The sequence below is a fragment of the Symplocastrum torsivum genome, from assembly GCF_059505465.1.
Genome location: NZ_JCACKQ010000097.1, coordinates 1 through 10,573, shown reverse-complemented (window position 1 = coordinate 10,573; position 10,573 = coordinate 1). Strand labels below are relative to the sequence as shown.

Annotated in this window: 13 protein-coding genes; 8 read left to right on the top strand and 5 right to left on the bottom strand. The window is 49.0% G+C overall.

Features of this window, described 5'->3' with window-relative positions; translation table 11 throughout:
* The first annotated feature begins 10 nt into the window (after positions 1–10).
* Positions 11–2,035, top strand: coding sequence for an AAA family ATPase (locus tag AC5JL3_RS24695; RefSeq protein ID WP_496076996.1), 2,025 nt, complete (start codon positions 11–13; stop codon positions 2,033–2,035).
* Between the two features lie 66 nt (positions 2,036–2,101).
* Here the strand turns inward: AC5JL3_RS24695 and AC5JL3_RS24690 are convergent, their stop codons facing one another.
* Both AC5JL3_RS24690 and AC5JL3_RS24685 read right to left on the bottom strand, forming a co-directional pair.
* Positions 2,102–2,551 carry a carboxysome distribution maintenance protein McdB gene (locus AC5JL3_RS24690; protein WP_496076995.1) on the bottom strand — a complete coding sequence of 150 codons (450 nt, stop codon included), beginning with the start codon at positions 2,549–2,551 and terminating at the stop codon, positions 2,102–2,104.
* On the bottom strand, positions 2,538–3,338 hold the full coding sequence (locus AC5JL3_RS24685; RefSeq protein ID WP_496076994.1) for a ParA family protein: 801 nt from the start codon (positions 3,336–3,338) through the stop codon (positions 2,538–2,540). Before AC5JL3_RS24685 ends, AC5JL3_RS24690 begins: the two co-directional genes overlap by 14 nt.
* 243 nt (positions 3,339–3,581) lie before the next feature.
* On the opposite strand from AC5JL3_RS24685, the gene AC5JL3_RS24680 reads away from it, so the two are divergent.
* The 4 genes from AC5JL3_RS24680 (at position 3,582) to AC5JL3_RS24665 (ending at position 6,601) form a co-directional block, all read left to right on the top strand.
* Complete coding sequence (locus AC5JL3_RS24680; RefSeq protein ID WP_496076993.1) at positions 3,582–4,529, top strand: class I SAM-dependent methyltransferase; 948 nt, start codon at positions 3,582–3,584, stop codon at positions 4,527–4,529.
* Positions 4,526–5,341, top strand: a complete 816-nt coding sequence (locus AC5JL3_RS24675; RefSeq protein ID WP_496076992.1) for an SDR family oxidoreductase — start codon at positions 4,526–4,528, stop codon at positions 5,339–5,341. The genes AC5JL3_RS24680 and AC5JL3_RS24675 overlap by 4 nt, the downstream gene beginning before the upstream one ends.
* Before the next feature lie 249 nt (positions 5,342–5,590).
* Positions 5,591–6,334 (top strand): C69 family dipeptidase, encoded by a 744-nt coding sequence (locus tag AC5JL3_RS24670; protein ID WP_496076991.1) that lies wholly within the window; start codon positions 5,591–5,593, stop codon positions 6,332–6,334.
* A gap of 99 nt (positions 6,335–6,433) precedes the next feature.
* Positions 6,434–6,601 carry a hypothetical protein gene (locus tag AC5JL3_RS24665; RefSeq protein ID WP_496076990.1) on the top strand — a complete coding sequence of 56 codons (168 nt, stop codon included), beginning with the start codon at positions 6,434–6,436 and terminating at the stop codon, positions 6,599–6,601.
* A 16-nt stretch (positions 6,602–6,617) separates the two neighbouring features.
* Here the strand turns inward: AC5JL3_RS24665 and AC5JL3_RS24660 are convergent, their stop codons facing one another.
* From AC5JL3_RS24660 to AC5JL3_RS24650, 3 genes are read right to left on the bottom strand one after another with little or no spacing between them, the layout of a single operon-like run.
* On the bottom strand, positions 6,618–7,244 hold the full coding sequence (locus AC5JL3_RS24660) for an alpha-ketoglutarate-dependent dioxygenase AlkB family protein (RefSeq protein ID WP_496076989.1): 627 nt from the start codon (positions 7,242–7,244) through the stop codon (positions 6,618–6,620).
* Positions 7,222–8,145 carry an alpha/beta fold hydrolase gene (locus tag AC5JL3_RS24655; RefSeq protein ID WP_496076988.1) on the bottom strand — a complete coding sequence of 308 codons (924 nt, stop codon included), beginning with the start codon at positions 8,143–8,145 and terminating at the stop codon, positions 7,222–7,224. Before AC5JL3_RS24655 ends, AC5JL3_RS24660 begins: the two co-directional genes overlap by 23 nt.
* Positions 8,146–8,150: 5 nt before the next feature.
* On the bottom strand, positions 8,151–9,509 hold the full coding sequence (locus AC5JL3_RS24650) for a TrpB-like pyridoxal phosphate-dependent enzyme (protein ID WP_496076987.1): 1,359 nt from the start codon (positions 9,507–9,509) through the stop codon (positions 8,151–8,153).
* On the opposite strand from AC5JL3_RS24650, the gene AC5JL3_RS24645 reads away from it, so the two are divergent.
* From AC5JL3_RS24645 to AC5JL3_RS24635, 3 genes are all read left to right on the top strand, one after another.
* Positions 9,499–9,651, top strand: coding sequence for a hypothetical protein (locus tag AC5JL3_RS24645; protein ID WP_496076986.1), 153 nt, complete (start codon positions 9,499–9,501; stop codon positions 9,649–9,651). The two genes, AC5JL3_RS24650 and AC5JL3_RS24645, sit on opposite strands and share 11 nt — an antisense overlap.
* Positions 9,652–10,208: 557 nt before the next feature.
* Entirely contained in the window at positions 10,209–10,418 is a 210-nt protein-coding gene (locus tag AC5JL3_RS24640) for a hypothetical protein (protein ID WP_496076985.1), read from the top strand.
* A gap of 64 nt (positions 10,419–10,482) precedes the next feature.
* Positions 10,483–10,573: FAD-binding protein (locus tag AC5JL3_RS24635; RefSeq protein WP_496074453.1), on the top strand; the 91-nt coding region annotated here is incomplete at its 3' end.

The window sequence follows — 10,573 nt, the reverse complement described above, 5'->3', positions numbered from 1 at the left end:
CCCTGCATGAATTATATCTTTATTCACTCTCTATTTTCGTTTAAGTCCCGTTAATGCCGTTCTCTCTGGAGTAAAAGAAATTCGGGATGCGATCGCAACCGCTCAAAAACGCCAAAAGGAACACAATCAGCGCACAATCCTGTTTGTTGACGAGGTTCACCGCTTCAATAAATCCCAACAAGATGCAATGCTCCCTTGGGTGGAGAACGGGACAGTCATCCTGATTGGCGCAACCACAGAAAATCCTTACTTTGAAGTTAACAAAGCCTTGGTGAGCCGATCGCGCATCTTTCAGCTTAAGCCTCTCAATGAAGCTGACTTACCGCGTGTCTTGGAACAGGCACTAACTGACCCAGAACGCGGTTATGGTCAGCTATCTGTAGTAGTAGAGCCGGATGCGATCGCACATTTGGTCAATGTCGCCAACGGTGATGCCCGTTCCTTACTCAATGCCCTGGAACTGGCAGTCGAAACCACACCCCCCGACGAAACTGGGACGATTCACGTTACATTGGCTGTTGCTGAGGAATCGATTCAGCAGAGGGCTGTACTCTATGACAAAGAGGGGGATGCCCACTTCGATACGATTAGTGCCTTTATCAAAAGCTTGCGGGGTTCTGACCCCGATGCTGCTTTATACTGGCTAGCCAAAATGGTTTATGCCGGAGAAGACCCCCGCTTCATTTTCCGGCGAATGTTAATTTTAGCGAGTGAAGATGTGGGACTGGCTGACCCGAATGCTGTCGTGGTGGTTAATGGCTGTGCTAGTGCGTTTGAGTGGGTGGGGATGCCGGAAGGACGCTATCACTTGGCTCAAGCTACGCTCTATCTCGCCAATACACCCAAATCTAACAGCGTCATGGGCTTTTTCGATGCCCTAGCCGTGGTTGAGAAGGAACGGGAGGCGGAGGTACCCAATCACCTCAAGGATGCCAACCGGGACAAGAAAGGGTTGGGGCATGGAGCCGGTTATCTTTATCCTCATGCCTACCGCGACCATTGGGTCGCTCAACAGTATTTGCCTAGTAGTTTGCAGGGACAAGTGTTTTATCAGCCTTCAACGCAGGGGTTTGAAGGGGAAATTAAGACACAGGTAGCACGTCTAAGGGAAGCGCAACTTGAAGCGGTAGCAGAGGGTGTTTTTGTCTCACCCGTTGAAGTGCTAACGACAGGGCCAACTGACCGCACAGTTGACCGTTGGTTGCAACGTACATTGAGTCAGGTGGGTGAGCAATTGGAAGCAGTGCGCGATCGCCTTTTCACCCTAGCTCAACTTCAGCGTCATTATGTTGTTTTGGACTTGAATGCAGGCAGCGGTTTACTCACCTTTGAAGCTTTGCGTCGGGTACCGGAAGGTGGAGTTTATGCCTGTACTCGCACATCAGCTGAAGCTGTTGCTCTACAAGAACAGGTGGCGGGACTTCCCGAACTCAAGCGCCCTTTTGTGTTGAGTTCTACCTTAACCCAGTTACCAGAGGTTTTAGCCACCCAAGTCCCCGATATTCGGTTTGACTGCATTATCGGGCGCAATGCGCTTATCCATGAACCGGATAAACGAGCCGCAGCTAAACTGTTGGCTCAATTGCTGCAACAGACTGGAGTCTTGGTACTAGCCGAGACGGTGCCACGCCACACGCAACGGCTTTATCGTTTACTCGACTCATCGAAGCTGAATGCTGACTTGTACCAGCGATTAGTGGCAGCGGAAGAGGCGATTTACAGCGATAAGTTAGACCCAATGGTCAACTGGGATACGGATGAGCTACGGGTTGCCTTGGAGTCGGTGGGGTTGGTGGTTGAAGTGAATGAGGAGCGATCGTTTACCCAAATGCATATTACACCCGCCTTAATTGAGCGTTGGTTCGCTACTACTTCTGCAACAAATAGACCCTCTTATGCGGCGCATTTGGCGAAGAATCTCCACGAAGAAGAAATCCGTACTGTAAAAGAGCTATTCAACCGCTCCCTGCTGCATCAGACTGTTAATTGGGAGAGTGCGATCGCTTTTGTACGGGCTGAGCTGTTGTCAAGGTAGTTTTTTGGCAAGCCATTTTAGAGACAATCATTCTTGGTATTGCTCAAACTCGTCTCGCTCCAAGGCTTAACTGCTGTACTTTTGAACCAATGCCATTGTCCTTTTGACCAACCCAGCTCGTTTGCGCTCACGCAACCGCACCTTGGCATCCGCTACTACTTCTTCTTTCAAGTCCGCTTTGGACTGCAACAAGGCTATTGCTGCTTCAATAAACGTTTCTGGCGTAATCTCCTGTGACTCACACACTCGCAGTAAATCAGCTCTGATTCCTTGCTCTAAATGAACTGCCAACCGCTTCCCAACCTGTGGCAGATTGTCTATCTCCGCCTGTAATCGCTGTAATTCTTGAGGCTCAGCATTAGTTGAGGCAGAGTCGTCTGCATCACTAATTTCACTTTTGTCAGCAGCTTCCTCCTCCACCTCCTTAGAGCGCTTGAGCGAGAGTGAGGTATCGCGGCGAGTTACTTTGGGGCGCGACTTGGATGTAATCATCGAACGAATGTCAGGATTTGTCATGCTTACCGTCCAACGAATAAATCTTGTCTACTAGAACCTCAATTGGATAAGCCAAATCCCCTTGACCCATTTCGTGCAGCGTTAATCCTCGGTTAATCGCTTGCTTGAACTTCTCCGACTCCCGAATCGAGGGCAGCACCAAGTTCTCCCCAAACAAGTCCGTAGTTATTTGCTTCATCGACTCGATGTTGCTCTCACTTTCTGTTGTACGACGCAAGCCTACCCAGCGATCGCGAAACGGAACTACACCCAACACCCTCCCCCCAAACGTTTCATCCTCTTCGTTGAGTTCGTTAATCAACTCCAGGGTGCGAATCAATGACTGTAAGCCTTTTACCGAAGCTTCAACCGGAATCATCAACCCATCAGACGCACCAATTACTGTCAGGGAAATTTGCGATCGCTGTGGCGGTGCATCGATCAGGCAATAGTTAAAGAGTTTGGCAATACTTTTGAGCCGTCGCCCCAGTGTCAAAGCACCCGTGCCGCTACCTGCCAGATAATCTTGCACCGTGTCTAGAGCGTCATCAGAGGGAATTAAAAACAGATTGTCGTACCTCGTCTCGTAAATTCCATCCTTAGTATCGACCTGCTTTTTAAGGACTTCAAGCAGGGTAGGACTGTCGGGTTCTACTGTGAAACCAAGGAAAGTTGTCAGGCTGCTCTGAGGGTCGGCATCGATCGCCAAAACCGTATGTCCCTTCGCGGCTAACAGACGAGCCACGAACAAAACCATTGTCGTCTTCCCCTGACCTCCAGCCAAGGATATGGAGCTGACTGTCTGCATTAGTTTGAAGAAGTGACAAAGTCAGATTAGGCAGATATTCAGTAAGTGTACATTGAAAAACTAACATTTTACAAATATGCAAAACTGAAAACATACATATTTTATACAATATCTAAATGTAAAACTGCACTTTAGAAAGAATGCAGTTTCGTAAAAATTCAGAGAAGCATGAGAGGAACAAAATCCTAATGTGAACTCTACAACCTTTTACAATAGGGAGCGTTCCGACTGTGTTGTGGTGCCATGAGTTTCCAAAGCAAACCGGCTTGGGCAGGGGATGATTTTCTCTCTCGTTGTGTCAATCTCCTGATTCAGACCAAGCCTATCTACGCTGTGATGAAGCAGCAGGCGCGCCAGGTGCTGATTAAAACGGCCCAGAAGAATGGCATTCCCTGGCGCAAACACTATGAAGAGTTGGCAGCATCGGGTATTCAGCAGCAGGCTCCCCAGGTTATGAATGCCGCAGTCCACTATCCTAATTATTATCAAGTGCCCTTCCACGCTTATGAAAAAGGGAACTTGTGCTGGGAAGCAGCCTTTGAGGCAGAATCTGCAACTCAGGCAATGGCACTACGAGTTTGGAAAGATGAACCTTTAACCTGGCAAGCCGCACAGCAACGGCTTCGCAGCAGTTTCCATCAAGTGCTTGCCCAACACATCACGCAACCCGTGCAAGAGATTCTCGACATCGGTTGCTCGGTTGGCATCTCGACATTGGCATTGCATCGCTTCTATCAAAGCAAGCTGGATAGTTCGGTTCGTACCGTCGGCTTAGACTTATCGCCCTATATGCTGAGTGTTGCTCAGCATCGAGATGCCAAAGGTGAGATTGCTCAATGGATTCATGCCAATGCCGAAGAGACTGGGTTACCGGATTGCTCCTTTGATTTGATCACGCTTCAGTTTGTGATTCATGAGTTACCCCGTCAGGCAACAACCACAATTTTTAGGGAAGCCATGCGGTTATTACGTCCGGGTGGTCATCTGGCAATCGTAGACAACAATCCCCAATCGTCTGTGATTCAGAATCTGCCGCCTGTGCTGTTCACGTTAATGAAGAGTACGGAACCCTGGACAGATGATTACTACACTTTCAACGTTGAAGCTGCCATGCAGTCTGTTGGCTTTGAACACATGGCAACAGTTGCCAGTGACCCTCGACATCGCACGATTTTAGGACGTAAACCATGAGTTTTACGAACAAAACGATTATTCTTACAGGTGCGTCTGCCGGAATTGGACAAGCGCTGGCATTCTCCTTGGTTCAGCAAGGCGCGAATTTAGTATTAGCCGCCCGTAATCAAGCGGCATTAGAAGAAACAGTTGCTGCCTGCACCAATCAGCCAGGAAGTGCGATTGCAATTCCCACTGATGTGACTCAACCAGAAGCCTGTCAGCAGTTGATAGAGAAGGCACTCACCGCCTTTGGGCAGATTGATATTTTGATTAATAACGCCGGAATTTCAATGCTGAGCCGCTTTGATGAGATTACAGATCTCTCCATTTTTGAGCAGGTCATGCAGGTTAACTACCTCGGTGCCGTCTACTGCACCCACTACGCCCTACCCTATCTCAAAGCCAGTCGAGGACTTTTGGTGGCTATCTCTTCACTGTCTGGCAAAACAGCCGTACCCACTCGCACAGGTTACGTTGCCAGTAAGCACGCGATGCAAGGTTTCTTCGATACCCTCCGTATTGAGTTACGGGGAACTGGAGTGGATGTGTTGGTTGTCTCACCGGGGTTTGTTGCAACCGACATCCGGCAACGTGCTCTAGGAGCGGATGGGCAACCACTCGGTCAGAGTCCTCGTGATGAAAGTAAGGGTAATATGTCGGTAGACGAATGTGTGCGTCAAATTATCTGGGCGATGGAACAACGCAAACGGGAACACCTGATGACGTTGAAAGGTAAAGTGATACCTTGGGCAAAGTTGATTGCGCCGGGGTTCGTTGACCGCGTTGCTGCTTATACTACGCGCACGACAACTTCCGACCAGAAGTAATCCTCTCCTCAAGCACTCCAACCCCAACTCAAGAGAAACAGGGTACCGAGTAACGCCTCTGCAACTACTTGGGAAAAAGCAACGCGGCTCCCCCCAGAAGCATGAGGAGCGCTGCCGCAATATTGGAAGCAATCAGTGTAATGCTTTCCACAAGCGAAATCGTGAAAGGGACACTTCTATTTGTGTCTCTCAATATTGAGGTAGGCTACTGTCGAGAGGTAGAACCTGATGGAATAGAGGAGAGTCTCGATGTGCGATACCTTTGTTGCCCTGCCGGATGCGACTGTCGATGGCTCAGTGATTTTCGGCAAGAATAGTGACCGTCCTGTGGGTGAAATTCAAGATGTTGTCACATTTGCGGCTCAAACTTACTCCAAGGGACAGCGAATTCAATGCACTTATCTTGAAATTCCACAGGTTGAACACACAATTGCGGTGATTCTCTCAAAACCTCGGTGGATGTGGGGAGCCGAGATGGGTGCCAATGATTGCGGGGTGGTAATTGGAAATGAAGCCCTCTGGACAACTCAGCCGTGTCAGGCAACTGGATTACTAGGAATGGATTTAGTCCGGCTAGGGTTAGAGCGAGGTGAAACGGCTTTGGCGGCATTGCAAGTCATCATTAGCCTGTTGCAACAGTATGGACAGGGCGGAAATTGCGCTGAACATCTTTCCTTCACCTACCACAACTCTTTTTTAATTGCGGATTGTCAAGAAGCCTGGGTACTGGAAACGGCTGGAAAATATTGGGTGGCTCAAAGAATTACGGAGGGAACGCGATCGCTCTCCAACAATTTGAGTATTCGTGGCAAAGGTGATTTGCATCATCCCGATGTCATTGCGGATGCGATCGCTAAAAGACTTTGCACCAGTGATGCAGACTTTGACTTTGCTCAAATGTTTTCCGAAGCTGGGGTAGAGGATTCCGTGTCACCCTACTCTAGGGAAGGACGGGTGCGATCTGCGCTAGCTCTTTCAGAGCCGCTCCGCTAACGCAGCAGCGCTTCGCTATCGCTTTGTCAGCTTCATCAAGGTAAGTTTGCGCTCGACACGGCAAAATCGATTTTGCGAGATCATCAGGGACATATCTGTATGCATGGAGAGTTTGAGACAAGGGGTAGCCAAATTTCCAAGTTGTCAGCCCAACAAGTCGAACACTGGTTAATTGATCGCCCCTTCCCCTGTCAGCAAAACTACAAGCTCATTGCGTTCCCCACAACAACTGAAAGAAAGCATCAACCTATGGCAGTGAATCCGTGATGCTCAGGCTCGTTACTCAGTCAATGACTCGAAAAGTCAAATTAATCCGGGGCGGAATCAGACGTTTAGTTTTAGGAATTTGATGCTGCCAGTAGTGCTGCGTTGTCCCTTGCATCAGTAGGAAACTACCAGAAGTTAACTCTAATTGATGCTTCAAAGCTTTCTCGGCTCGGTGTCGGAGCCTGAACCGCCGTGTTCCGCCCAAACTCAGAGAACCAATGACTGGATTTTGCCCCAGCTCAGGTTCATCATCACTGTGCCACCCCATACTGTCGTTGCCATCTCGGTAGAGATTGAGCAGCACACTGTTGAACACTACACCAGAAACGTCTTCAGCCTTTGTCTTGAGGTCAAGTAGTATGCGTGTCCAGGGAGAGGGGTGCATCGTGATACCAGAGTAAGTATAGGATTTACTAGGATCGCCATACCAAGCTGTCAGTCTGGGTTGAGGCATTGAGCGCCCGTAAATCGTAATCCAGTCCTGTCGCCAGTTGATCGTTTCAGTCAGTTCTGAGAGCAAGTGATTGCTTTCCTGCTCATCCAGCAGAGACGGGTAGAACACGATATCTGCGTCAGGCAGTTGGAGAGGGACACTGAGCATAACACCAACAAATAGGTGATCAATTTCCGATGCGTCGCGCATATGCTGACATTTGCGCTGCAACAGATTGAGGTCGCTCGAAGTGGGGCACATGACCAGCTTCTCGAATCCAAATGAGGTGACTGCCTGAAATTGACTGTTCAAACTTGGTTGCATCGTCAGTTCCCAATACACCATCGGCTTCTCCCCACAAAATCAGAGTGGGATGGTTTACCTGAGCAATGCGCTCGCCCAAATTAGAGTAACCTCCACTTTGGGTAAAGGACGCGATCGCCGCTTTCCATCCAGGCATCTCCTGGTGCAGCAGAGAACAGCGAAGTGCATCGATCAGAGTTGAGTCAATCATTGGGAAAGCTAAAGCGGCAGTAAGGGCAGCCTGTTTGCGGAAGTGTAGCCAATTCGCCCCCAGTTCAATCAGGGGATGCGGCAGAAATTGCCCAACCGGAAAACTCCCAGAGAAGCCAACACTGTCAATCAAGACGAGAGATTGCACCCAGTTGGGATAATTTAAGGCAAAGTCGATCGCCACTGCACCCCCTAACGATGCCCCAACCAGCATTACAGGTTGACTAATCCAGGTTTCTACAACGCTAAGGAGGTGCTGCCCGATGTTTTGAGGATTGACGGTAATGGTGGGAACATACTCCGTAAATCCAGAGCCAAACAAATCCACTGCCCAAATCTCGTGCCAGGTTGTTAATAAGGGGAGCAAACGCCGGAACTCCAGTAGGGAACTATCAAATCCGTGGAGCAACAGAATTGGAGCAGCGTTATGTTGGGAAGCTGATTGATCGGGAGAATGACGAACGTAGGCAGTTGCGATTGCAGTTGTGCCTTGCTCGAAGGGAACCTGAACCACCTGACGTTCAAGTTGTTGCAGGAGGGCGATCGCATCTTTGTCTTGAATATCAACAACTGAGGGAGGTACAAAATCAGCTTTCATTCGCTCTAACCGACAACAGGTAATCCTGCCAGAGCCATCGCTACTTCCTCTGCACTGTACTCAGTATCTACTAGTTTCCCTGCCTGATAGTCCATGTACGCTTGCATATCAAAGTGCCCATGACCGCAAAGGTTAAACAAAATTACTTTGCTCTCTCCCGACTCTTTGCATTTCAATGCCTCGTCGATTGCTGCCTTAACGGCATGGTTGGCTTCGGGAGCCGGAAGGATACCTTCGACACGAGCAAAGGTCAATCCCGCAGCGAAACACCCCAACTGATATTCAGAGCGGGTTTGTGCCAGTCCCAGGTTAACCACATGACTAACCAGCGCAGCCATCCCGTGATAACGTAAGCCACCGGCATGAATGCCTTCCGGTACAAACGTGCTTCCCAAGGTATGCATCTTGACTAGTGGAGTCAGATGTGCTGTATCGCCAAAATCATAGGCGTACTTGCCACGAGTTAGAGTTGGACAGGCGGCGGGTTCCACGGCAATAATCTCAACCTCTCGCTCACCGCGTAGCTTTGCGCCCAGAAACGGAAAGGCGATTCCGGCCAAGTTGCTGCCCCCACCTGTACAACCAACGACAATATCTGGATAATCTCCTGCCATTTCTAGCTGTGCCAAGGCTTCGAGTCCAATCACCGTCTGGTGCAGCAAAACATGGTTGAGGACACTGCCCAAAGCGTACTTGCTTCCCTCATCCCCGGCGGCAACTTCTACCGCTTCACTGATAGCGATGCCCAAGCTACCTGTGCTGTTGGGATACGCGCGTCGAACTGAGCGCCCTGCCTGGGTTTCTTCACTGGGACTGGCAACGACTCTGGCTCCATACGTTTCCATCAACGCTCGACGGTACGGCTTTTGGTTGTAGCTGACTTTCACCATATAGACCAACACTTCCAGCCCGAACAGTGCCCCGGCAAACGCGAGTGAGGAACCCCACTGTCCGGCTCCGGTTTCCGTGGTCAGTCGCTTTACGCCTGCTTGCTTGTTATAGTACGCCTGGGCAACGGCTGTATTTGGTTTGTGGCTTCCAGCAGGGCTAACGCCTTCGTATTTGTAGTAAATCTTGGCAGGAGTATCAAGGGCTTTCTCTAGTCGGCGTGCCCGATAAAGCGGTGTTGGTCGCCATTGACGGTAGATGGACTGAACCTCGTCAGGAATCTCAATCCAACGCTCTTGGCTGACTTCCTGTTCAATCAGGCTCATGGGAAAGAGGGGAGCCAGGTCATCGGGAGCGATCGGTTGCCCGGTGCCGGGATGGAGAACGGGGGGTAGAGGCGTGGACAAATCCGCCTGAATGTTATACCAGGCAGTGGGCATTTGGTCTTCCGACAGGAGGTACTTGATGGTGTCCATTCCAGGTTCTAGAGACAGTAGCGGCAGTTTGCGTTGCGACTTCTATTGTCGCCGATTCCACGAAGCCGACGCTATGCGATCGCTCCTCTCGCGCAGAACCTTAATAAAATATATTAGTCAAGACTTTGCCTCCATTCATTGAAAGCTCATCGTTCAAGTACGTAGATTGGAAACAGGCGGCACAGAGGCATAGTCAAGCTTGTGAGGTGTTAGCTAGACTTAAAACAGAATGCAGAGAAATCCTCAAATCAAATAGTCAGCCAGATCCTCAGCGTGTTGCAGACCCGTGTAAAATGTGCACTCAAACACTCACGACCTTGCCCAAAATACCAGACACCAAATTTCCTGCGCTGAAGGCATATCATAAAGGCAAGGTTGAGTTGAGCAAGATAATTGATGCACATCCAGGCGCTCCTGTTTGGATGTTGCGCTTAGTTTTACAGCTTCGGGCAATTAGAAATCTGATATCAAGTACGGTAGCACAGCCATAACCTAATCTAACTAAGGGCAATGTCTGAAGTTACTTTGAACGCCGAACAACTGAAAACAATACTTAAAGTAGCGCTCGTTGAGATTTACAAAAACAAAAAAAATATTTACTGAGCTGATTATTGAAGCAATGGAATAAATTGCTTTGGCAAAGGTAATTAAAGAAGGCGAAAGTACTGAAATTGTTAGCCGATAAGCAATTTTCAATGTTTGATTACCAGCCAAGCAGCAACTGACAACTATAGAACACTAATTGAAAATAAAGATTTTGAAATTGGAAGTCTCAGTAAAACCAGTTACGCCAAATCGAACCGAGTATTTACTGCAAATGAACAGCTCATTGCTTATAAAGCAGGCAAACGAACCGCAGAAAAGACAAACGAAGTTATCGCCAAGTTAATCGCAATACTACAACAGTGAGTTTGGGCTGTCTAATGTATGTGTCTTCTGATTTAATAAATCTGACAGGACTTGAGAGCAGTTCATGAAGATTGTTGTAATTGGAAGTGGCTTTGGTGGACTATCGGCTGCCATCCGACTACAGGCACAGGGGCATCAGGTGACGATCGCAGAAA

What these genes read in the sequence shown, in the direction of transcription:
- AC5JL3_RS24690 (WP_496076995.1), bottom strand. Translation starts at nt 2,551, where the DNA reads ATGACAAATCCTGACATTCGTTCGATGATTACATCCAAGTCGCGCCCC.
- AC5JL3_RS24685 (WP_496076994.1), bottom strand. Translation starts at nt 3,338, where the DNA reads ATGCAGACAGTCAGCTCCATATCCTTGGCTGGAGGTCAGGGGAAGACG.
- AC5JL3_RS24680 (WP_496076993.1), top strand. Translation starts at nt 3,582, where the DNA reads ATGAGTTTCCAAAGCAAACCGGCTTGGGCAGGGGATGATTTTCTCTCT.
- AC5JL3_RS24675 (WP_496076992.1), top strand. Translation starts at nt 4,526, where the DNA reads ATGAGTTTTACGAACAAAACGATTATTCTTACAGGTGCGTCTGCCGGA.
- AC5JL3_RS24670 (WP_496076991.1), top strand. Translation starts at nt 5,591, where the DNA reads ATGTGCGATACCTTTGTTGCCCTGCCGGATGCGACTGTCGATGGCTCA.
- AC5JL3_RS24665 (WP_496076990.1), top strand. Translation starts at nt 6,434, where the DNA reads ATGCATGGAGAGTTTGAGACAAGGGGTAGCCAAATTTCCAAGTTGTCA.
- AC5JL3_RS24660 (WP_496076989.1), bottom strand. Translation starts at nt 7,244, where the DNA reads ATGCGCGACGCATCGGAAATTGATCACCTATTTGTTGGTGTTATGCTC.
- AC5JL3_RS24655 (WP_496076988.1), bottom strand. Translation starts at nt 8,145, where the DNA reads ATGAAAGCTGATTTTGTACCTCCCTCAGTTGTTGATATTCAAGACAAA.
- AC5JL3_RS24645 (WP_496076986.1), top strand. Translation starts at nt 9,499, where the DNA reads ATGGTGTCCATTCCAGGTTCTAGAGACAGTAGCGGCAGTTTGCGTTGC.
- AC5JL3_RS24650 (WP_496076987.1), bottom strand. Translation starts at nt 9,509, where the DNA reads ATGGACACCATCAAGTACCTCCTGTCGGAAGACCAAATGCCCACTGCC.